The sequence below is a fragment of the Burkholderia sp. MSMB1078WGS genome (assembly GCF_001528895.1).
Taxonomy (GTDB): domain Bacteria; phylum Pseudomonadota; class Gammaproteobacteria; order Burkholderiales; family Burkholderiaceae; genus Burkholderia.
Window position 1 is genome coordinate 1 of record NZ_LPDI01000048.1, and the last position, 22,263, is coordinate 22,263.

The 22,263-nt window shown below is 68.3% G+C and carries 20 protein-coding genes; 11 read left to right on the forward strand and 9 right to left on the reverse strand.

The annotated features are described in order from the left end of the window. A partial coding sequence (locus WT24_RS35780) for a 4Fe-4S dicluster domain-containing protein (protein WP_146121210.1) occupies positions 1-70 on the forward strand: 70 nt, incomplete at its 5' end. Positions 71-219: 149 nt separating this feature from the next. On the opposite strand, the gene aroC is transcribed toward WT24_RS35780, so the two are convergent. The 3 genes from aroC to WT24_RS14415 all read right to left on the reverse strand — a co-directional run bounded on the left by aroC (position 220) and on the right by WT24_RS14415 (position 4,095). Further along, positions 220-1,320, reverse strand: coding sequence for a chorismate synthase (gene aroC / locus WT24_RS14405; RefSeq protein ID WP_059505694.1), 1,101 nt, complete (start codon positions 1,318-1,320; stop codon positions 220-222). Between the two features lie 242 nt (positions 1,321-1,562). After that, a complete protein-coding gene (locus tag WT24_RS14410; RefSeq protein WP_059505692.1) occupies positions 1,563-3,497 on the reverse strand; it encodes an MFS transporter in 1,935 nt (644 codons plus the stop codon). 142 nt (positions 3,498-3,639) lie between these two features. Then, the gene (locus WT24_RS14415; protein ID WP_034207093.1) at positions 3,640-4,095 is read right to left on the reverse strand and encodes a CBS domain-containing protein; all 456 of its coding nucleotides are present in this window, start codon (positions 4,093-4,095) and stop codon (positions 3,640-3,642) included. A gap of 157 nt (positions 4,096-4,252) precedes the next feature. Here WT24_RS14415 and WT24_RS14420 point away from each other — a divergent pair, with 157 nt between their 5' ends. Continuing rightward, a complete protein-coding gene (locus WT24_RS14420) occupies positions 4,253-4,570 on the forward strand; it encodes an Mpo1-like protein (protein WP_059505690.1) in 318 nt (105 codons plus the stop codon). 16 nt (positions 4,571-4,586) lie between these two features. Here the strand turns inward: WT24_RS14420 and WT24_RS14425 are convergent, their stop codons facing one another. After that, positions 4,587-5,915 carry a YihY family inner membrane protein gene (locus WT24_RS14425; RefSeq protein ID WP_060034308.1) on the reverse strand — a complete coding sequence of 443 codons (1,329 nt, stop codon included), beginning with the start codon at positions 5,913-5,915 and terminating at the stop codon, positions 4,587-4,589. 142 nt (positions 5,916-6,057) lie between these two features. On the opposite strand from WT24_RS14425, the gene wrbA reads away from it, so the two are divergent. The 4 genes from wrbA to WT24_RS14445 are packed head-to-tail and all read left to right on the forward strand — an operon-like array spanning position 6,058 to position 9,363. Next, positions 6,058-6,678 carry an NAD(P)H:quinone oxidoreductase gene (gene wrbA, locus WT24_RS14430; RefSeq protein WP_059505686.1) on the forward strand — a complete coding sequence of 207 codons (621 nt, stop codon included), beginning with the start codon at positions 6,058-6,060 and terminating at the stop codon, positions 6,676-6,678. Then, entirely contained in the window at positions 6,675-7,067 is a 393-nt protein-coding gene (locus tag WT24_RS14435; protein WP_059792597.1) for a DUF2069 domain-containing protein, read from the forward strand. Before wrbA ends, WT24_RS14435 begins: the two co-directional genes overlap by 4 nt. A gap of 18 nt (positions 7,068-7,085) precedes the next feature. Continuing rightward, complete coding sequence (locus tag WT24_RS14440; protein ID WP_060034310.1) at positions 7,086-8,507, forward strand: FAD-binding oxidoreductase; 1,422 nt, start codon at positions 7,086-7,088, stop codon at positions 8,505-8,507. Positions 8,508-8,532: 25 nt separating this feature from the next. Beyond that, on the forward strand, positions 8,533-9,363 hold the full coding sequence (locus tag WT24_RS14445) for a metallophosphoesterase (protein WP_060034313.1): 831 nt from the start codon (positions 8,533-8,535) through the stop codon (positions 9,361-9,363). Positions 9,364-9,420: 57 nt separating this feature from the next. Here the strand turns inward: WT24_RS14445 and WT24_RS34890 are convergent, their stop codons facing one another. Next, positions 9,421-9,573, reverse strand: a complete 153-nt coding sequence (locus tag WT24_RS34890; RefSeq protein WP_174429583.1) for a hypothetical protein — start codon at positions 9,571-9,573, stop codon at positions 9,421-9,423. Between the two features lie 117 nt (positions 9,574-9,690). Beyond that, positions 9,691-10,632, reverse strand: coding sequence for a LysR family transcriptional regulator (locus WT24_RS14450; protein ID WP_060034316.1), 942 nt, complete (start codon positions 10,630-10,632; stop codon positions 9,691-9,693). A gap of 157 nt (positions 10,633-10,789) precedes the next feature. Here WT24_RS14450 and WT24_RS14455 point away from each other — a divergent pair, with 157 nt between their 5' ends. Genes WT24_RS14455 through WT24_RS14470 form a run of 4 tightly spaced genes read left to right on the forward strand, consistent with a single transcriptional unit; the run spans position 10,790 to position 15,675 of the window. Further along, positions 10,790-12,367: an efflux transporter outer membrane subunit gene (locus tag WT24_RS14455; protein ID WP_082742183.1), complete on the forward strand. Its 1,578-nt coding sequence runs from the start codon at positions 10,790-10,792 to the stop codon at positions 12,365-12,367. Between the two features lie 15 nt (positions 12,368-12,382). Then, positions 12,383-14,587 carry an FUSC family protein gene (locus WT24_RS14460; RefSeq protein WP_060034322.1) on the forward strand — a complete coding sequence of 735 codons (2,205 nt, stop codon included), beginning with the start codon at positions 12,383-12,385 and terminating at the stop codon, positions 14,585-14,587. Beyond that, positions 14,584-14,787, forward strand: coding sequence for a DUF1656 domain-containing protein (locus WT24_RS14465; protein WP_034207084.1), 204 nt, complete (start codon positions 14,584-14,586; stop codon positions 14,785-14,787). The genes WT24_RS14460 and WT24_RS14465 overlap by 4 nt, the downstream gene beginning before the upstream one ends. Before the next feature lie 12 nt (positions 14,788-14,799). Next, a complete protein-coding gene (locus tag WT24_RS14470; protein ID WP_059505673.1) occupies positions 14,800-15,675 on the forward strand; it encodes an HlyD family secretion protein in 876 nt (291 codons plus the stop codon). Positions 15,676-15,696: 21 nt separating this feature from the next. On the opposite strand, the gene WT24_RS14475 is transcribed toward WT24_RS14470, so the two are convergent. Further along, entirely contained in the window at positions 15,697-17,370 is a 1,674-nt protein-coding gene (locus tag WT24_RS14475; protein WP_060034325.1) for a methyl-accepting chemotaxis protein, read from the reverse strand. A 401-nt stretch (positions 17,371-17,771) separates the two neighbouring features. On the opposite strand from WT24_RS14475, the gene WT24_RS14480 reads away from it, so the two are divergent. Next, entirely contained in the window at positions 17,772-19,010 is a 1,239-nt protein-coding gene (locus tag WT24_RS14480; RefSeq protein WP_059792585.1) for an MFS transporter, read from the forward strand. A 69-nt stretch (positions 19,011-19,079) separates the two neighbouring features. Here WT24_RS14480 and WT24_RS14485 read toward each other — a convergent pair whose 3' ends face one another. Together WT24_RS14485 and WT24_RS14490 are read right to left on the reverse strand one after the other, a co-directional pair. Continuing rightward, the gene (locus WT24_RS14485; protein WP_373557235.1) at positions 19,080-19,874 is read right to left on the reverse strand and encodes a 5'-methylthioadenosine/adenosylhomocysteine nucleosidase; all 795 of its coding nucleotides are present in this window, start codon (positions 19,872-19,874) and stop codon (positions 19,080-19,082) included. Next, positions 19,874-22,237 (reverse strand): UvrD-helicase domain-containing protein, encoded by a 2,364-nt coding sequence (locus tag WT24_RS14490; RefSeq protein ID WP_059505700.1) that lies wholly within the window; start codon positions 22,235-22,237, stop codon positions 19,874-19,876. Before WT24_RS14490 ends, WT24_RS14485 begins: the two co-directional genes overlap by 1 nt. Positions 22,238-22,263 lie beyond the last annotated feature (26 nt).

Consider the following 22,263-nt stretch of genomic DNA (forward strand, 5'->3'; position numbering starts at 1 on the left):
GGACCCGACGCAGAACATCGTGTGGGTCACGCCCGAAGGCGGCGGCGGGCCGAATTACCCGAACATGTAAGCTGCCGAAACGCGCCGCCACGAGCGGCGCGTTTCGTTTGGTCGCCGCACACCGCCGCAAACGAAACGGGGCGCTGCATCATGCAGCGCCCCGCTTGCATTCATCGTTCGACGGTCGAGACGGCGCGCGCTGCGCCCCGCCTGCTCGTATCAGGTCGCGCTGCCCGAGATCTTCGGCGTCGGCGTCTCGACGTCGCCGCACTGCGCACGGTGACGCAGCGCATGGTCGATCAGCACCAGCGCGAGCATCGATTCGGCGATCGGCGTCGCACGAATGCCGACGCACGGATCGTGGCGACCGAAGGTTTCGACCGTCGCCTCTTCACCGCTCTTCGTGATCGAGCGGCGCGGCGTGCGAATGCTCGACGTCGGCTTGATCGCGATCGACACGGTGATGTCCTGCCCCGTCGAAATCCCGCCGAGCACGCCGCCCGCGTGGTTGCCGACGAAGCCGGCCGGCGTCAGTTCGTCGCCGTGCACCGAGCCGCGCTGCGCGACGCTGTCGAAGCCCGCGCCGATCTCGACGCCCTTTACCGCGTTGATGCTCATCATCGCCTTCGCGATATCGGCATCGAGCCGGTCGAACACCGGTTCGCCCCAGCCGACCGGCACGCCCGACGCGACAACGTCGATGCGCGCGCCGATCGAATCGCCGTCCTTGCGCAGCGCGTCCATGTATGCCTCGAGCTCCGGCACGACCGCCGCGTTCGGCGAGAAGAACGGGTTCTCGTGCACGTGCGACCAGTCGACGAACGGCACGTCGATTTCGCCGAGGCCGCTCATGTAGCCGCGCACCTCGACCCCGAAGCGCTCGCGCAGCCACTTCTTCGCGACCGCGCCGGCGCCGACGATCGGCGCGGTCAGGCGCGCGGACGAGCGGCCGCCGCCGCGGTAGTCGCGGATGCCGTATTTCTGCCAGTAGGTGTAGTCGGCGTGGCCGGGACGGAACGTCTCGACGATGTTGCCGTAATCCTTGCTGCGCTGGTCGGTGTTGCGGATCAGCAGCGCGATCGGCGTGCCGGTCGTCACGCCTTCGAACACGCCCGACAGGATCTCGACCTCGTCGGCCTCCTGCCGTTGCGTCACGTGCCGCGACGTGCCCGGCTTGCGGCGATCGAGCTCGACCTGGATGTCGGCTTCGGTCAGCCCCATTCCCGGCGGGCAGCCGTCGATCACGCAGCCGATCGCGGGACCGTGCGATTCGCCGAAGGTCGTGACAGTGAAAAGCGTGCCGAGGGTATTGCCGGACATGATGGAACCGCCCAAAGAGAAATGGGCAAACCGATGCGCTGCCGGAGCCGCAGGCAGGTCGATCGTTTGCCGGTCGAGAAAAGAGGTAAACCGCTATTATGCCAGCCGTCCCGGCCCCGCGGGCCGCCCGACCGCCGGCCACGCACAGGCTGCGTGCATGCGCGGCCCACGAAAGCGCGTCCGGGCGCCCGCCCCAGCCCGGACGCCGCCGAATGCCCGCGCGTTGCCGGCCCGGCGCCCGCCTACTTCCGCGCGCCGCGCAACTCCGCCACCGCCGCCTGCAACGCCTCGGGCGTCGCCACCGACGCCGGGATCGGCTCGCCGACCGCCAGCGTCAGCCGGCTCATCGCGCCGCGCTTGATGGGACGCGGCATCCGCGCATCGGTATGCCGCGAGAAATAGCTGCCCCACAGCCCGCGCAGCGCCATCGGGATCACCGGCGCCGGCGTGCGGTTCAGGATCTCGGTGATGCCGTGGTGGAACGTGTTGATGTCGCCCGTCTTCGTCAGCTTGCCCTCGGGGAAGATGCACACGAGTTCGCCGTCCTTCAACGCGGCCTCGCACAGATCGTACGCGCGCGCGAGCATCGCGGGATCCTCGTGACGCGGCGCGATCGGGATCGCCTTCGCATGCCGGAATACCCAGCTCGCGAAACGCGTCTTGAAGATCCGGTGATCCATCACGAAACGAATCGGGCGCGGGCTCGCGGCGGCCAGCACGAGCGCATCGACGTAGCTGACGTGGTTGCACACGAGTACCGCGGCGCCTTCCGCCGGGATCCGCTCCGCGTGCACGAGGCGGATCCGGTAGAAGGTGTGCACGAGCACCCACGCGACGAAGCGCAGCAGGAACTCGGGCACGAGCAGGTAGATATACGTCGCGACGATCACGTTCAGCAGCGCGGTGACGAGGAACAGCCCCGGAATGTCGACGCCGGCCTTGGTCAACCCCATCGCCATGACGGCCGACAGGATCATGAACAGCGCGTTCAGGATGTTGTTCGCGGCGATGATCCGCGCGCGGTGCGTCGGCGCGCTGCGGCTCTGGATCAGCGCATACAGCGGCACGCTGTAGAAGCCGCCGAACATCGCCAGCAGGAACAGATCGGCCAGGATCCGCCAGTGGCGCGCACCGGCCAGGAATTCGCCGACCGACAGCAGATGGCCGGGCGACGGCAGCGCGTGGCTCGCGAAATACAGCTCGATCGCGAACACGCTGATGCCGATCGAGCCGAGCGGCACGAGGCCGATCTCCACGCGCCGCTGCGACAACCGCTCGCACAGCAGCGAGCCGAGGCCGATGCCGACCGAGAACGTCGCGAGCAGGATCGTGACGACGTCGGGGCTCGCGGACAGCACGTCCTTCGCGAAATTGAAGAACGACGTGAGGAACGTCGCGCCGACGAACCACAGCCACGAGATACCGAGCAGGCTCAGGAACACCGTGCGGTTCTGGCGCGCGAGGCCGAGGTTGCGCCAGGTCTCGCTGACCGGGTTCCAGTTGATCACGAGGTCGGGCTGCGGCGCGGGCGTCGACGGCACGCGCTGCGCGACGAGCCGCCCGGCCAGCGCGATGACCACGACGCTCACCGCGAGCACGCGCTCGCCGCTGCCTTCGATGCCGGCCGCCGCGCCGCCGATGATCGTGCCGATCAGGATCGCGATGAACGTGCCCATCTCGACGAGACCGTTGCCGCCGACCAGTTCGTGTTCGCCGAGATGCTGCGGCAGATACGAATACTTGACGGGCCCGAACAGCGTCGAGTGCATCCCCATCATGAACGTGCACAGATACAGCAGCGTCGCGCTGTGCGTGACGAAGCCGGCCGCGCCGACCACCATCAGCACGATCTCGAAGGACTTCACGAAGCGCGTGAGGGTCGCCTTGTCATACTTGTCGGCGATCTGGCCGGACGTCGCCGAGAACAGCACGAACGGCAAAATGAAGATCGCGGAAATCAGGAATGCGGCCGTCTTCGCATCGACGCCGGAGAACCGCGCGGTGTGATACGTGACGAGCGACGTAAAGCCGATCTTGAAGACGTTGTCGTTCAGCGCGCCGAGGAACTGGGTCGTGAAAAACGGCGCGAAGCGACGCTCGCGCAGCAGGTCGAACTGCGATGCGTGCGCGCGCCGTTCGTCGCGCCGCCCGGAGGTGGCTTGCGTGTGATCGCTCATGCGGAATACGCGCGCCTCGTCTGGGCGAAGCTGCGCGGGCCTCGTGTTGTTGTCGTTGAAAAAAAGGCGGCGCAGGACAAACCTGCGCCGCCGCATGCCGGATGGCGGCGCCCATGCATCGAGGTGCCGGGCGCGGCGGGATTCACGGCTTGTGCGCTTCGGCTTCCGATTCCGGCCAGTCGCGGATGTACGCCTTCAGCATCCGGTTCTCGAAGCTCTGCGCCTCGACGACCGTCTTCGCGACGTCGTAGAACGAAATGACGCCCATCAGCACCTTCTTGTCGAGCACCGGCATGTAGCGTGCGTGACGCTCGAGCATCATCCGGCGCACTTCGTTGACGTCCGTTTCCGGCGTGCACGTGAGCGGCTCGTCCATCACCTTGCGCACCTGCACGTCGCCGATCGCGCCGCCGTTTTCGCGCAGGCGCAGGATGATCTCGCGAAACGTCAGCATCCCGACGAGATCGCCGTACTCCATCACGACGAGCGAACCGATGTCGTGTTCGGCCATCGTATCGACCGCTTCGCGCAGCGGCTTATCGGGCGTCACCGTAAACAGCGTGTTGCCCTTCACTTTCAGAATATCGCTGACGCGCATCGTAGTCCCCTCATGCTTGAATGCAAAATCTCTTTCGATCCTATCGGAAAGCCTGTCAAAAGGAAAGCACGGGCCGGCGCGGCGGGCCGCCGCCGCTTGCGGACGCGGGCAGCCGGCCGCACAATGGGCTCATGAACGGCGGCCCGAGGAGACGGCCATGGCGCATACGCATACGGAGCAATTCGCCAGCTTCGCTGACTTCTACCCGTATTACCTGAACGAGCACCAGAACCTGACGTCGCGGCGGCTGCACTTCATCGGCTCGCTCGGCGTGATCGGCTGCGTCGCGATGGCGGTCGCGACCGGCAACTGGCTGTGGCTGCCGGCAGCGATCGTCTGCGGCTACGGGTTCGCGTGGGTCGGACACTTCTTCTTCGAGAAGAACCGCCCGGCCACGTTCCGTCACCCGATCTACAGCCTGATGGGCGACTGGGTGATGTTCAAGGACATCTGCACCGGCAAGATCCCGCTGTAACCGCCGAGCCCCGCCGTCAGGCAGGCCGCGGCGGCCGCGCGTGCGGGTCGGCCACGCCCGGCGCCGAACCGGCGCCCCCGGCCGGCTCCGCGCCCGCGAGCCGGTGCGCGGCGATCAGCGATGCGAGCGTCACGTCGAACCGGTCGCTCGACAGCACCGCGAGCAGCGCCGCGCCGTCGACGTGGCTGCGGCGGCGCTGGAGCTGGTAGGTCAGCTCCGTGCGATCGATCACCAGCACGTCGAACAACTGCGCGAGCGTCAACTGTTCCGGGGTCGCGAGCAGGATGTAGCGCGGCGTGGCCTCGCCGTCGCCGTCGAGCCGCGCCACCCATTCCCGCTCCTCCATCGTCGTCAGCAGCCGCTGCGCGGTTTCCATGTCGCAGCGCAGCATCGTCGCGAGCCGGATCGCCGTGTAGCCACGCTTGCCGGCCGCGCGCACGTCGGCCAACCGCGCGAGCAACTCGAGCGCGTCGAGCAGGTCGCTGCCCGGATAGTGGATGCGGTGGAACTGGCCGACACGAATCGCCGGCAGCGCCGACGCGACCATCGCGCCGAGCAGCGCGATGAACCAGCTCAAATACACCCACAGCAGGAACACCGGCAGCGCCGCGAACGCGCCATAGACGGCCGTATAGGTCGGAATGCGCCGGACGTAGTAGCCGAAGCCGCGCTTCGCGAGTTCGAACGCGATGGCCGCGAACAGGCCGCCGATCACCGCGTCGCGCCATGCGACCGCGCAGTTCGGCAGGTACACGTACAGCAGCGTGAACGCGAGCACCGTCAACGGCAGCGACGCAAGCGCGAGCAGCCACTCGACGATCGACGTGGACGGCCCCGCGCCGGTGAACGCGAGCGACTGCGTGAACAGGTACGACGAGATCGACAGGCTCACGCCGAACAGCAACGGCCCGAGTGTGATCAGCGCCCAGTATGCGAGCACGCGCTGCGCGAACGGCCTGGGCTTGCGCACGCGCCAGATCAGGTTGAACGCCGATTCGATCGTCATCATGGTCATCACCGACGTGACGACGAGCACGATCAGGCCGGCTGTCGTCAGCCCCTTGGCCTTCGACGCGAACTGGTTCAGGTACTTGAAGATCTGGATGTTGAACTGCGCGGGCATCAGGTGATCCGCGAGGAACCCCTGCAGCGAAATCTGGAACGACGCGAACATCGGGAACGCGGTGAACAACGCGAACGCGACCGTCAGCAGCGGCACGAGCGACAGCATCGTCGTGAAGGTCAGGCTGCCCGCCACTTGCGGGATGCGATCCTCGGCGCTGCGCCGGGCCGCGAACTGCGCGAGGCGCTTGATGGTGACGAGATCGACGCTCAACTTCGGCAAACGGCTTCTCCTTCTTGATGCTGCGCGCGTCACGGCGCGCCGCCGCGCTGCGCGACGGCTTCAGCCCCTATAATAGCCGCTCGATTCCAGCAGGGGCCGACTGCACCGGGCACGCGCGCGGCCGCATGCGGCCCCGTCGCCCATGAAAGACATCCTCGTCCTCTATTACAGCCGTCACGGCGCCACGCGCGATCTCGCGCTCGCGATCGCGAACGGCATCGACAGCGTGCCGGGCATGCAGGCCCGCATCCGCACCGTGCCGCCCGTGTCGGCCGTCTGCGAAGCCACCGCCCCCGACATCCCGGCCGACGGCCCGCCCTACGCGGAACTGCGCGACCTCGAGGAATGCGCGGGCCTCGCGCTCGGCTCGCCGACCCGCTTCGGCAACATGGCCGCGCCGCTCAAGTATTTCCTCGACGGCACGACGCCGCAATGGCTGTCGGGCGCCCTGACCGGCAAGCCCGCGAGCGTGTTCACGTCGACGGGCAGCCTGCACGGCGGCCAGGAATCGACGCTGCTGTCGATGATGCTACCGCTGCTGCATCACGGGATGATGATCGTCGGGATTCCGTACACCGAATCCGCCCTCAGCACGACACGTACGGGCGGCACGCCGTACGGCGCGTCGCACGTCGCGCAACACGACCGCGCGGCGTCCGGCGGGCTGTCGGCGGACGAGAAGGCGCTCGCGGCCGCGCTCGGCGTACGGCTCGCGCGCGCCGCCGCGGCCCTCGCCGGCGCCCAGGCCGCCGAGGCGGCATGAGCGCCCCCGCCCGCCCCGCCGTCGCGGCCCGGCCGCGCCATGCGCGGGCCGCCGCTGCGTGTCTCGTCGCGCTGATCGCGCTGTCGCTCGCGTGGGAGTTGTGGCTCGCGCCGTTGCGCCCCGGCGGCTCCGCGCTGATGCTCAAGGCCGTGCCGCTGGCGCTCGCGCTGCCCGGCGTCTGGCGGCGTAACATCTATACGATGCAGTGGGCGAGCATGCTGATCCTCGTCTATCTTGCAGAAGGTATCGTGCGCGGCATGTCCGATCGCGGGCTGTCCGCGACGCTCGGCTGGTGCGAGACCGCGCTTGCCGTCGGCTTCTTCGTGGCGGCGCTGGCTTACGTCGCGCCGTTCAAGCGCGCGGCGAAAAAACCGCGCGCCACGTCCTGACCCTTACGCGACAAGGTGATGATGTCCTCCGAAGCTTTCGTTTCCGCGTGCCGCGACGCGATCGGCGCCGAGCACGTGCTGACCGATCCGCACGATACCGATCCGTTCCTGACCGACTGGCGCCGCCGCTACAAGGGCGCGGCATGCGCGGTACTGAAACCCGCGAACACGGCTGAAGTCGCCACGCTCGTGAAGCTCGCCAACGCGCACGGCGTCGCGCTCGTGCCGCAAGGCGGCAATACGGGCCTCGCCGGCGGCGCGACGCCCGATGCGAGCGGCAACCAGGCCGTGCTGAGCGTCGCGCGCCTGAACCGCGTGCGCGCACTCGATCCGCACAACAACACGATCACCGTCGAAGCCGGCGCGATCCTCGCCGACGTGCAGGCGCGCGCCCGCGAAGGCGGCCGGCTGTTCGCGCTGAGCCTCGCGGCGGAAGGCAGTTGCACGATCGGCGGCAACCTGTCGACCAATGCGGGCGGCACCGCGGTGCTGCGCTACGGCAACGCGCGCGAGCTGTGCCTCGGCCTCGAGGTCGTGACGCCGCAGGGCGAGATCTGGGACGGGCTGCGCGGACTGCGCAAGGACAACACGGGCTACGACCTGCGCGACCTGTTCATCGGCGCCGAAGGCACGCTCGGCATCATCACGGCGGCGGTGATGAAGCTGCATCCGCTGCCGGCGGCACAGGTGACGGCGCTGGCCGCGCTCGAATCGCCGCACGCGGCGCTCGATTTCCTCGCGCTGGCGCAGCGGGCGGCCGGGCCGCTGTTGACCGGCTTCGAGCTGATGTCGGATTTCTGCATGCAGCTGGTCGGCAAGCACTATCCGCAACTGCGCTACCCGTTCGCGCAGACCCATGCGCAAACGGTGCTGCTGGAGCTGTCCGACAACGAAAGCGAAGCGCATGCGCGCGCGCTGTTCGAGAAGCTGATGGAAGAAGCGTTCGAGGCCGGGCTCGTGGTCGACGCGGTGGTCGCGGAGAACCTCGCGCAGTCGCGTGCGTTCTGGGACCTGCGCGAGCACATCCCGCTCGCGCAGGCCGACGAAGGGCTCAACATCAAGCACGACATCGCGGTGCCGATCTCGTCGATCGCCCGCTTCATCGACGAGACCGACGCGGCGATCCAGCAGGCCGCGCCGGGCGCGCGCATGGTCACGTTCGGCCACCTCGGCGACGGCAACCTGCACTACAACGTGCAGATGCCCGAAGGCGGCGATGCGAAGGCGTTCCTCGCCGCGTTCCAGGCGCCGATCAACCGGATCGTCTACGACAACGTGCACCGCCACCACGGCACGATCAGCGCGGAGCACGGCATCGGCCAGTTGAAGATCGACGACGCGCAGCGCTACAAGTCGCCGGTCGAAACGACGCTGATGCGCACGCTGAAGACTGCGCTCGACCCGCGCGGCCTGATGAATCCCGGCAAGGTCCTGCGCTGAAGCCGCCTGCTCCGGAGCGAATCCCGTGAAAATCCGCGTCCTGTCCGACCTGCATCTCGAAAGCAACCTGCCCGACGCGATCCCGCATGCCGACGCCGATCTCGTCGTGCTGGCCGGCGACATTCACAATCACGCGGAAGGCCTGCGCTGGGCCGCCGAGACGTTCGACCCTGCGGTGCCGGTGATCTACGTGCCGGGCAACCACGAGTACTACGACGGGGAATTCGGCGCGCTGGAGGCGGCCATGCGCGACGCGGCGCACGCGCTCGACAACGTGCATTACCTGAACAACGGCGTCTACGTCGATCCCGCCCAACGCTTCCGCGTGCTGGGCACGACGCTCTGGACCGATTTTTCGCTGTTCGGCCGGGACGAAGCCAGCGTCGCGCGCGCGACCGAGGCCGGCCTGCGCGTGATGCTCGATTTCAAGGGATTGATCCAGGTGACCTGGCCGCACGACGCGACGGTGCATACGACGGCAGAGGCGCCCGAACGGGATTTCGCGCCGGCCGACGCGATCGCGCTGCACCGGCGAGGCCGTGCATGGCTGGAAGCGCAGCTGGCGGCGCCGTTTGCGGGCAGAACGATCGTCGTCACCCATCATGCGCCGCACCGCCGCTCGCTGGCGGAACGCTATGCGGAAGATCTGGCGTCGGCGGGGTTCGTCACGGACATGGCGGAACTGGTGCGGCCGCCGGTGGATCTGTGGCTGCACGGCCACACGCATACGTCATTCGACTACGTTGCGGACGGCGGCACGCGCGTGGTGTGCAATCCGCGCGGCTACCTTCACCGGCGCACCGGCGAATGGGAAAACCCCGCGTTCGCGTGGGACAAGGTCGTCGAACTCGGCTGAGCGCCGGCCGGGCGGTCGCGTGGCGCGGCCTTCCCGACCTGAGGCGCGACGGCAGGATCAGCGGCCGGGGCGGCGCGGATCGCGCACGCGGACCGGCACGGGCTTCATCTGCGCCTTCGCCTTCATCGCACGCAGCAGGTCGCGGGTCGCCGCCGCGGCGGCAGCCGCGCCCAGCAGGACGCCAAGGCCGATCATCAGGTGCGTATCCATCGCTACTCCGGTGTGGTGTATCTCGTTAATTCCAACAGTATCAAACTGTCTGACACACGTTCGTAAAAAAATGTTGCGTGAAGGACAAATCTCGTCAGATTGCGGTCGACTGCGCGCTCATGTCGCACGCGTGTACTGTTCGAGCGCGGCTTCGTCGGCTTCGAGCGTGAGCGGCAATTCTTCGCGCAGGAAATCGACCCAGGTCCGGATTTTCGCGTCGAGGTACTGGCGCGACGGATACAGCGCGTAAATGTTCATCACGTGCGACCGGTACTCGGGCATCACGCGCACGATGTGCCCGCTGCGCAGCCAGCCGATCGCCGAATAGACCGGCAACCCGCCGATGCCCATCCCCTCCCGCACGGCCACCGCGAGCGCCTCGGCGACGTTCACGCGGAACGGCGGCGCCGTGATCGGCACGACCTCGTCGCCGTTCGGCCCCGCCAGCGCCCATTCGTCGAAGTGAAAGCCCGGCGCGACCATCCCGAGGCACACGTGCTGCGCGAGATCGGCCGGCCGCTGCGGCACGCCATGCGACTCGACGTAGCCCGGCGATGCACACACGACGCTATAGCTCTCGCCGAGCCGCTGCGACACGAGCCCCGAATCGGGCAGATCGCGGCCGACCACGATCGCGACGTCGTACCCCTCGTCGAGCAGGTCGGGCATGCGCTGCGCGAGCGTCAGCTCGACGTGCACGTCCGGGTAGCGCTCGCGGTAGCGCGCGATGGCCGGCACCAGGTAGTGCTGGCCGAGGCTCGTGAAGCAATGGACCTTCAGCTTGCCGGACGGGCGCGCATGCGCGTCTCCCGCCTCGGCTTCGGCCTGGTCGACGTACGCGAGGATCTGTTCGCAGCGTTGCAGATAGCGCTCGCCGGCTTCGGTCAGCGCGATCCGGCGCGTCGTGCGGTTCAGCAGACGCGTGCGCAGGTGTGCCTCGAGATCCGAGACCGCGCGCGACGCGTAGGCGGTGGTCGAATTCATCTGCTGGGCGGCCGCGGTAAAGCTGCCCGCGTCGACCACGCGGACGAATACCCGCATGTTTTGTAGCGTATCCATCCTGTTACCCCTGTGAATCCGGAGGGATTGTTGCACAGGGCCCAACAAATATTATCTCAAGATTCGTAAAAATGACTTGCACCGTTGTCCGTATATTCAGGAATCGCTGAAAAATATAATCGCTTCCGACTCATCTATATCCGAAAGGGAGAAAATCGTGCAGTCTCCGGCGACAAAAGGGACGCTCGCACTGGCGGTTCTTGCAGTCTCATTAATAATGGCCGGTTGCGCGAGCATGGGCGACAACAAAACCCAGTCCACCCGTATCGAGGCGAACGCGCTCGATGCCGGCGCGGCGATCCGCGCGGCCGACCGCGACGCGGGCTGGCCCGCCGCAGACTGGTGGCGCGCGTACCGCGATCCGCAGCTCGATGCGTGGATCGCCGCAGCCCAGGCCGGCAACCCGACCCTCGCGGCCGCCGAGGCCCGCGTGCGCGAAGCCCAGGCGATGGCGCGCGTCGCGCGTTCGGCCGAACTGCCGCAGATCAACGGCAATCTGTCGCTGATGCGCGAGCACTGGCCGGACAACGTGTACTACGGCCCGGGCCCGCTCGCGAACGCCGACACCTGGAACAACACCGGCACGCTCGGCCTGTCGTACCACCTCGATCTGTGGGGCAAGGACAAGAACGCGACCGAGCGCGCGCTCGACACCGCGCACGCGAGCGCCGCCGACGCACGGGCGGCGAAGCTCGAACTCGAGGTCAACGTCGTGCGCGCGTATGTCGGCATGTCGATGAACTACGCGCTGCTCGATCTCGCGCACGAAACCTTCGAACGCCAGCGCGCGCTCGCCGATCTCGCACGCAAGCGGCTGCAGGCCGGCCTCGGCACGCAGCTCGACGTGAGCCAGGCGGAATCGACGCTGCCCGACTACGAGCGCCAGATCGACAGCTACGAAGAAGCGATCCAGCTCGCGCGCCACCAGCTCGCCGCCCTCGCCGGCAAGGGCCCGGGCGCCGGCGACGCCATCAAGCGGCCGCAGCTTGCGCTCGATGCGCCGGCGGGCCTGCCGTCGGCGCTGCCGGCCGACCTGCTCGGCCGCCGCCCCGACGTCGTCGCGGCGCGCTGGACGGTCGACGCGCAGGCGCGCGGCATCGACGTCGCGAAAGCGTCGTTCTACCCGAACATCGACCTGCTCGCGACGGTCGGCGGCTTCGGCGTGACCGCGCCGTTCACCGACTTCCTGCGCGCGATGAACGGCGGCTGGACGGCCGGCCCCGCGCTGTCGCTGCCGATCTTCGAAGGCGGCCGGCTGCGCGCGCAGCTCGGCGCCGCGAATGCCGGCTACGACCAGGCGGTCGAGCGCTACAACCAGACGATCGTCGGCGCGCTCAAGGACATCGCCGACCAGGTCGTGCGGATCCGCTCGCTCGAGACACAGAAGAAGGACGCCGCGCGGTCGGTGGCGGCCAACGATCGCAGCTATCGACTGTCGCGCGAAGGCTTCCGCCGCGGGCTGACCGATTACGTGAACGTGCTGGTCGCGCAACAGCAACTGCTGCGCGCGCAGGAAACGGCCGCCCGCATCGACGCGGAACGCCTCGCCGCGCACGCGCAGTTGATGGCCGCGCTCGGCGGCGGGATCGAGACGGGCAAGGACGTTCCGGCGGACGACCGACCCGCCGACGGCGCCGACCCGTCGGGCGCGAAGCCCGCAGCGGCCGTTGCCCGGCCCGCGGAAGTCGCCGCTGCCGGGACGCCCCGGACGTCCGCCGTGCCGGCCGCACGGTAACGCGGAGCGCCCGCCATGTCAGCCTCCTCTCCCGCTTCCACGCCCGCCGGCGGTCCGCTCGCGGCCTGGTATGCCGCGTTCGGCGACTGGGCCCGCACCGACGGCGCCGCGTGGCTCTACCTGTTCAAGGCGCTGCTCGCCGCGTTCATCGCGACCGGCGTGTCGATGCGGCTCGACCTGCCCGCGCCGAAAACGGCGATGACGACGGTGTTCATCGTGATGCAGCCGCAAAGCGGCGCGGTGCTCGCCAAAAGTTTCTACCGCGTCGCCGGCACGATCTTCGGGCTGATCGCGACGCTCACCTTCGTCGGGCTGTTCCCGCAGCAGCCGCAACTGTTCCTGCTGGCGGTCGCGCTGTGGGTCGCCCTGTGCACGGCCGGCGCCGCGCGCAACCGCAATTTCCGCAGCTACGGCTTCCTGCTGGCCGGTTACACGACCGCGCTGATCGGGCTGCCCGCGTCGCAGCACCCGGACGGCGCGTTCATGAGCGCGATGACGCGGGTGGCCGAAATCATGGTCGGGATCGTGTCGGCCGGCGTGGTCAGCGCGCTCGTGTTTCCGCAGACCACCGGCGAGCAGATGCGCACGACGGTGCGCAAGCGCTTCGGCAGCTTCGTCGACTACGTCGCGGCGGCGCTGTCGGGCCAACTCGACCGCGCGCATATCGAAACCATCCATACGCGCTTCGTCGCCGACGTGGTCGGTTTCGAGGCCGCGCGCAGCATGGCCGTGTTCGAGGATCCGGACACGCGGATGCGCAGCGGCCGCCTCGCGCGGCTGAACAGCGAATTCATGAGCGCGTCGAGCCGGTTCCATGCGCTGCACCAGTTGATGAACCGGCTGCATGCGGCCGGCGCGCAGGCCGCGATCGACGTGATCGAGCCGTACTTCCGCGAGATCGCACCGCTGCTGCTGACGCCCGCCGGCGAACCGGTGCGCACGTCGGCCGATGCGGGCCACGCGGCCGCGCAACTGCTTGCGTGGCGCGACGCGCTGCCGCGCCGCATCCGCGCGACGCGCGCCGCACTCGAAACGCAGCCGGACTTTCCGCTGCTCGACTTCGACACGGCCGCCGAACTGCTGTACCGCTTCATCACCGACCTGCACGAGTACGCGGCCACCTATGCGTCGCTGTCGACCGCGACGCACGAGCGCGAACGCTGGATCGAGCGCTACGAGCCGCGCACCAATGCGACCGCGATGGTGATCGCGGCGATTCGCACCGCGACCGTGATTCTCGTGCTCGGCTGGTTCTGGATCGAGACCGCGTGGCCGAGCGGCGTGACGATGACGCTGACGGCGGCGGCCACCTGCGCGCTCGCGTCGTCGACGCCGCGCCCGACCGCGATGTCCGCGCAGATGGGCATGGGCACGGCGCTCGCCGTCTGCACGGGCTTCCTGCTGACGTTCGGCATCTATCCGCACATCGACGGTTTTCCGCTGCTGTGCGTCGCGCTCGCGCCGCTGCTCGCGATCGGCATCTTCATGACGCTGAAGCCGAAGCTCGCCGGCTACGGGATGGGCTACCTGATCTTCTTCAGCTTCCTCGCCGGCCCGGACAACATCACGCACTACGATCCGACCGGGTTCATGAACGATTCGCTCGCGCTCGTGCTGTCGATGCTGGTGTCGGCGATCGCGTTCGCGGTGCTGTTCCCGCCGACCGCGCCGTGGCTCAAGAAGCGGCTGTTCGCGGACCTGCGCCACCAGGCCGTCGCAGCCGGCCACGCACGGCTCGCGGGCTTGCGCACGCGCTTCGAGAGCGGTGCGCGCGACCTGATGTACCAGGCGCACACGCTGTCGGCCGACCAGCCCGACGTGCAGCGCGACGCACTGCGCTGGATGTTCGCGGTGCTCGAAACCGGCAACGCGACGATCGACCTGCGTCACGAGCTCGCGACGCTGCCGTCCGAGCCGCGCTATGCGCCCGCGATGCCGTGGCGGCGCGCGATCGAGACGATGCGCACCGCGCTGTCGGCGCTGTTCTCGAAGCCGAGCGCCGCGCGTTTCGATGCGACGCTCGCCGCGACCAACGCGGCGATCGACGCGACCCGGCAAACGCTCGATGCGTTCGAGCCGTCGCGTGAAGAGCGCCACCGGCTGCAGCGCATCCTGAGCCATCTGCATTTCGTGCGGACCGCGCTGCTCGACCCGGAATCGCCGCTCGAGCCGCTCAACCGCAACCGCCCCGTGCGTCCTCAACCCGGAGCCTCGTCATGATGCCGCGTGAAATCGCCATTCTCGATGCCTACATGCCCACGGTGGTGCTGATGTTCGCGCTCGGCGCGATCGCGACCTGGGCCGTCGATCGCCTGCTCGCCTATACGGGCCTCTACCGTCTCGTCTGGCACCCGTCGCTGTTCCGGGCCTGCCTTCTCGTCTGCATTTGCGGCGGACTGAGTCTTGCCGTTTACCGTTGATTCCGAACCATCATGATTCTCAGAAAACTCTTCGGCTTCGTCGCGACCGCCGTCATCCTTCTCGTCGCGATCCTGATCGGGCGCTCGCTGTGGGTGCACTACATGGACGATCCGTGGACGCGCGACGGGCGCGTGCGCGCCGAGATCGTCAACGTCGCGCCGGACGTGTCGGGCGCGATCGTCGAACTGCCGGTGCATGACAACCAGCTCGTGAAGAAAGGCGACCTGATCATGCAGATCGACCCGTCGCATTACCGGATCGCGGTCGAGCAGGCGCAGGCGGCGGTGGCCGCCCGTCGCGCGGAACTGCAGATGCGCCGCGACGACGCGGCACGCCGCGCGGATCTCGATGCGCTCGTCGTGTCGAAGGAAAACCGCGAGAACGCGGCACACAGCGCGTCGAGCGCCGAGGCACAGTATCAGCAGGCCGTCGCCGCGCTCGACGCCGCGAAGCTCAACCTCGAACGCACGCGCGTCGTCGCGCCGGTCGACGGCTACATCACGAACCTGCAGACGTTCAAGGGCAACTATGCGGTGGCCGGCCAGGCGAAGCTCGCGATCGTCGACAGCCACTCGTTCTGGGTCTACGGCTACTTCGAGGAAACCAAGCTGCCGCGCGTGAAGATCGGCGCGCCGGCCGAGATGCGGCTGATGAGCGGCGGCGTGATGAAGGGCCACGTCGAGAGCATCTCGCGCGGCATCTACGACCGCGACAACCCGCAAAGCCGCGACCTCGTCGCGGACGTGAACCCGACCTTCAACTGGGTGCGCCTCGCGCAGCGCGTGCCGGTGCGCATCAGGATCGACGAAGTGCCGGCCGACGTGGTGCTGTCGGCGGGCACGACCTGCACGGTCATCATCGATCCGGACAAGCGGAAGAAGTCGTAATCGCCCGGGCGGGCCGCGCGCTCACACCGCGATACGGAAACGCCCGACCAGCGCCTTCAATGCCTGCGCCTGCTCGTCGAGCGCGTTCGCGGCAGCGGCCGCCTGTTCGACGAGCGCCGCGTTCTGCTGCGTACCGGCGTCCATCTGCGTGACCGCGCGGCCGATCTCTTCGATCCCCGCGCTCTGCTCGTCCGACGCCGCCGAGATCTCGCCGATGATGTCGGTCACGCGCTTGACCGCGCGTACCACGTCGCCCATCGTGCGGCCCGCGTCGTGCGCGAGCGCCGCGCCGTTCGCCACGCGCTCGACCGACGCGCCGATCAGTTCCCGAATCTCCTTGGCCGCCGTCGCCGAGCGCTGCGCGAGCAGCCGCACCTCGCCCGCGACCACCGAGAAGCCGCGCCCCTGCTCGCCGGCACGCGCGGCTTCGACCGCCGCGTTCAACGCGAGAATGTTGGTCTGGAATGCGATCCCCTCGATCGTACCGATGATGTCGCGAATGTTCTTCGCGCTGTCGTCGATCTCGCTCATCGTGGCGACCACGCGCCCGACGACCTCGCCGCCCGTCTCCGCGACCGCCGACGCATTGGCCGCGAGCGTGCTCGCCTGCCGCGCGTTCTCGGCGTTCTGCCGCACGGTCGACGTGAGCTGCTCCATGCTGGCCGCGGTGCGCTCGAGCGCGACGGCCTGCTGTTCGGTGCGCCGCGACAGGTCGAGGTTGCCGGTCGAGATTTCGCCGGACGCGGCCGCGATCGCCTCGGCGCTCACCGCGATCTCGCCCACGGTGGCCGCGAGCCCCGTCTGCATCTCGGCCAGCGCGCGCACCATGCTGTCGCGGTCGTGGCGGCCGAGCGCGATCGGCCGCGTCAGATCGCCGCGCGCGATGTCCGCGGCAATCTCCTTCGCGTATGCGGGCTCGCCGCCGAGCTGCGACGCAAGGCGCCGCACGACGCGCTCGGCGATCGCGACGGCCAGCACGATCAGCGCAGCCGTCATCGCCGCGATCATCGCGAACGACGACAAAAAAATGGTGGCGGACGCATCGAGCGTCGCCTTCGACTTTTCGCCGCGCGTCTTCACGAGTTCGGCGACGAGTTTTTCGAGCTTGCCGGTTTCGACTAGCAGCGACACGTCCTGCGTGCCGACCTGCCAGTTCATCTGCGACAGGTCGAGCGGCTGCGCACGCACGAGCGTGACGAAATCGCGCAGATGCGCGCTCCACGTGCCGACCGCCGTCGAGAATGCGTGCAGCCGCGCCGAATCGCCGGCATCGGCCGGATCCGCATAGCGCTGCAGCGTGCCGAGCGCCTGGCCGATCGACGCGAGCCCCGCGCTCACCTCGGCGCCGAGTTCGTCGCGCTCCTTCGCGGTGGTCGCGGTCAGCAGCATCTTCTGCGCGCGGCTCGCCCGCAGCACTTCGGCGCGGACTTCCTCAGCCGCACGGCTCGCGACGTGCCCCTGCGCGTAGACCGACGCGATCGACGCGTTCAGGCGGCTGATCTGCCACAGCGAAAACATGCCGATCGCGAGCGTGCCGGCCAGCAGGATCGCGAATGCGGCGCGCAACGTCGCCTTGACGGTCCACGGCCGGCGCGCGCGACGCGCCGCGTGCGCGCGCCGAGCGGCGCGACCGGCGGCAACGTCGGGTGCGGCGGCGGCGGCACCAGGCTGTGGATGCAAAGATGCTGCTTTCATCGATCTACCCCGTATTGATCACGCTGCCGGAAAGGTCGGTCCCGGCGTTCCCGCGACGGCTGGCCATGCCGCGCGTCCTGCCCCTGCCCGGCGGGTAGCCGGCGCCGGGCGGCGCGCCTGTTGTCATTGGGTCGTTCTACGGCCGCAGCCGCCGTTTCTTGAGTCCGGTAAAACACCACCCGGCCCCGGGCGCGCTGCCGCTGACGGGCCGACACGCCGCCAGCGTTATACCCGTTCAAAAAAGTACGCACCGGCCGATCCGTCACATGAATGTCCGATTCACGACAAAACTTGTCCTGACATTCTCGATACGCCACATTACACTTCTTTGACGCAGCAACGATCCAGAACGCGCCGATCCCCAACAGAGCGCGCCAGCCACCTCAACTCGTTCAGCTCTCATGGAAACCAGCCTCGACTCCGGCTCCGCCGGCGCAGCCGCCGCCCAGCCGTCCGCACCGCCCGTCGCCCGCACCGTCTATCCGGTGCTCGGCGCGATCAGCTTCTCGCACATGCTCAACGACATGATCCAGTCGTTGATCCTCGCGATCTATCCGATGCTCAAGAGCCAGTTCGCGCTGTCGTTCGCGCAGATCGGCCTGATCACGCTCACCTACCAGATCACCGCGTCGCTGCTGCAACCGCTCGTCGGCCTCTATACCGACAAGCGTCCGAAGCCGTATTCGCTGCCGGTCGGCATGGGCTTCACGCTCGCAGGCTTGCTGCTGATGTCGGCGGCGTCGAATTTCCCGATGCTGCTGGTGGCCGCCGCGCTCGTCGGCTGCGGCTCGTCGGTGTTCCACCCCGAATCGTCGCGGGTCGCGCGGATGGCATCGGGCGGCCAGCACGGGCTCGCTCAATCGGTGTTCCAGGTGGGCGGCAATGCAGGCTCGGCGCTCGGGCCACTGCTCGCCGCGCTCGTGATCATTCCGCACGGCCAGCACAGCATCGCGTGGTTCTCGGCGGCCGCGCTCGTCGCGATGATCGTGCTCACGCAGATCGGCCACTGGTACAAGAAGCATCCGTCGATGAAGAAGAAGGCCGCCTCGGCCGGCCACCCGACGCTGTCGCGCGGCCGCGTGATGGGCGCGATCGGCGTGCTGGTGCTGCTGGTGTTCTCGAAGTACTTCTACCTCGCCAGCATCAACAGCTATTTCACGTTCTACCTGATCGACAAGTTCCACCTGTCGGTGCAGGCCGCGCAGATCCACCTGTTCGTGTTCCTCGCGGCGGTGGCGGCCGGCACGCTGATCGGCGGGCCCGTCGGCGACCGGATCGGCCGCAAGTACGTGATCTGGGTGTCGATCCTCGGCGTCGCGCCGTTCACGATGCTGCTGCCGTACGCGAACCTGTTCTGGACGAGCGTGCTGACCGTGATCATCGGCGTCGTGCTGGCGTCGGCGTTCGCCGCGATCCTCGTCTATGCGACGGAGCTGATGCCCGGCAAGGTCGGGATGGTCGCGGGCCTGTTCTTCGGCTTCGCATTCGGCCTGGGCGGCGTCGGCGCGGCCGTGCTCGGCCAGCTCGCGGACGCGACGAGCATCCCGTTCGTCTACAAGGTGTGCTCGTTCCTGCCGCTGATCGGCGTGCTGACGGTGTTCCTGCCGAACCTCGAAAGCGGCCGGCGCAAGAAGGCGTGACGAACGACCGGCCGCGGCGTGCGCGCCGCGGCCGGTCGAATGGTACTAACGGGGGATTCGACGGCGGCTTCAGGCCGCCGTCGTCGCATGGAGCGTCAGGAAACGCTCGAGGATGCCGGACGAATAGCTGCTCGCGATCGCCGACAGGAAATGCGAGAACGACTGCGTCGCGTGATCGTCGGCCGTGTCGGAGATCGTGCGCACGAGTGCGAACGGCACGTCGTGTTCCGCGCATACCTGCGCGATCGCCGCGCCTTCCATTTCGACCGCGAGCGCGTCCGGCAGCGCGTCGCGCAGCGCGACGACCTCGCGCTCGCTCGACACGAAGCGGTCGCCGCTGATGATCAACCCGCCGTGTAGCGTCGCGCCGGCCAGCCCGAAGCGCTCGGCGAACTGCGCGCCCTCTTCTTCGACGAACAGCGCGCACGCAGCCCGCAAGCGGGCCGTCAGCGCCGGGTCGGTCGCGAAGCGCGTGATGCCGAGCAGCGGCACCTCGTAGCGCGGAAACAGCGGCGACGCATCGAGATCGTGCTGCAGCAGCGCATCGGCCACGACGACGTCGCCGACCCGCACCGTGCGCGACACGCCGCCCGCGACGCCGGTGAACACGACGCCCGACACGCCGAACACGTGGATCAGCGCGCTGACCGTCGCGGCGGCCGCGACCTTGCCGACCCGCGCGAGCGTGACGACGCAGGCCGCACCGTGCACGGTGCCGACGTGATAATCGCGGCGGCCGAGCGTGACCGTCTTCATCGCGCCGTCGGCGCGCATCGCGGCGATCAGGTCGCCGAGTTCCTCGGGCAGCGCGGCCAGAATGCCGAGCGGCCGGGCGGCAGGCGTAACGGCCATGTCGACGTCCATCATTCCACCGCCTGCAGTTTCGCGACCGCGAGCGCGAGCCATTTCTCGCCGTGGCGCTTGAACTTCACCTGCGCCTTCGCATCGGTGCCGTTGCCTTCGAGCGCGGTCACCGTGCCTTCGCCGAATTTCGTATGGAACACCTGCTGGCCGACCCGGAAGCCGGTATCGGCCGCGCGCTGCTTGTCCGCGAACGCCGGCAGCGGCGCGGACACGGCCGCATCGACGAACTGCTCGCGGCTGCCGCCGCCCGGCCGCGCGAACCAGTCGCGCCCGTAACCGGCATTGTCCGAACGGCCGCCCCAACGCGACCCGGCCTCGACCTTCGGCGTCAACCACTTCAGCACGTGCTCCGGCAGTTCGTCGAAGAAGCGCGAGCGCACGTTGTAGCGGGTCTGGCCGTGCAGCATCCGGCTTTGCGCGAACGACAGGTAGAGCCGCTCCTTCGCGCGCGTGATCGCGACGTACATCAGCCGGCGCTCTTCCTCGAGGCCGTCCGATTCGAGCACGCTGTTCTCGTGCGGGAACAGCCCCTCCTCGAGCCCCGTGATGAACACGGCCGAGAACTCGAGCCCCTTCGCCGCGTGCACCGTCATCAGTTGCACGGCGTCCTGGCCGGCCTGCGCCTGGTTGTCGCCGGCCTCCAGCGACGCGTGCGACAGGAAGCCCGCGAGCGGCGTCATCGTGTCGGGGTTCTGCGCGGGGTCGGCGGGCGAAGTCGGATCGAGCACGTCGAGCGCCGGATCGTCCGTCGCGGCGCTCAGCTCGGGCGCCGCGATCGCGCCCGCGCGCAGCGGAATCGAGCGGGCCGGCGTGTCGAGTCCGTAGCCTTCCTCGGCGATGAACGCGGTGGCCGCGTTCACGAGTTCCTGCAGGTTTTCGAGGCGATCCTGGCCTTCGCGCTCGCCCTGGTAGAAATCGGCGAGGCCGCTCGCGCGCACGATATGCTCGACGGTGTCGGGCAGGTTCATGTGCTGCGTGTCGGCGCGCATCTTCGCGATCAGGTTCGCGAACCCGCCGAGGCTCGTGCCGGCCTTGCCGGTCACGTACGGAATCGCGGCGGCCATCGAGCAGCCGTACAGGCGCGCGGCGTCGGCCAGTTGCTCGACCGAGCGCGCGCCGATCCCGCGGGTCGGAAAATTGACGACGCGCGCGAATGCCGTGTCGTCGTTCGGGTTGTCGATCAGGCGCAGGTAGGCGAGCGCGTGCTTCACTTCCTGCCGCTCGAAAAAGCGCAGGCCGCCGTACACGCGATACGGAATGCCCGACGACATCAACGTGTGCTCGATCGAGCGCGACTGCGCGTTGCTGCGGTACAGGACGGCCACTTCGCTGCGCGCCATCCCGGTGTTGATCAGCGAACGGATCTCCTCGACGATCCAGCCGGCCTCCTGCGAATCGGTGCTGGCTTCGTACACGCGCACGGGCTCGCCGTGGCCCGCATCGGTGCGCAGGTTCTTGCCGAGGCGGTGCGCGTTGTTCGAGATCAGCTGGTTCGCCGCGTCGAGGATGTTGCCGTGCGACCGGTAGTTCTGCTCGAGCTTGATCAGGTTGCGCACGCGGAATTCATCTTCGAAGTCGCGCATGTTGCCGACGTTCGCGCCGCGGAATGCGTAGATCGATTGATCGTCGTCGCCGACCGCGAAGATCGCGTTCTCACCGCCGGCGAGCATCTTGAGCCACGCGTACTGCAGCTTGTTGGTGTCCTGGAACTCGTCGACGAGGATGTGCCGGAAGCGCGCCTGATAGTGCGCGCGCAACGGCGCGTTGTACGCGAGCAGCTCGTAGCAACGCAGCAGCAGCTCGGGGAAATCGACGACGCCTTCGCGCTGGCACTGCTGGTCGTACGCCTGGTACAGCTCGACGAACTTGCGGTTGAAGTTGTCGGTCGCGTCGACCTTGTCCGGGCGCAGCCCCTGCTCCTTCGCGTTGTTGATGAAGTACTGGACGTTTTTCGGCGGGTACTTTTCGTCGTCGACGTTCGCCGCCTTCATCAGCCGCTTGATCGCGGACAGCTGGTCGGCCGTGTCGAGGATCTGGAAGGTCTGCGGCAGGCCGGCATCGCGCCAGTGCGTGCGCAGCATCCGGTTGCACAGGCCGTGGAACGTGCCGATCCACATCCCGCGCGTGTCGATCGGCATCATCGCCGACAGGCGCGCCATCATCTCGCGCGCGGCCTTGTTCGTGAAGGTGACGGCGAGCACGGTGGGCGGCGATGCATAGCCCTGCTGGATCAGCCATGCGATGCGCGTGATCAGCACGCGGGTCTTGCCGCTGCCCGCCCCTGCGAGGATCAGCGCCGGTTCGTTCGGCAACGTGACGGCGGCGAGTTGTTCGGGGTTCAGATTGGCGAGCAGATCGGGCATGGAGCGGCAGCTGACGGGCGAGAAAA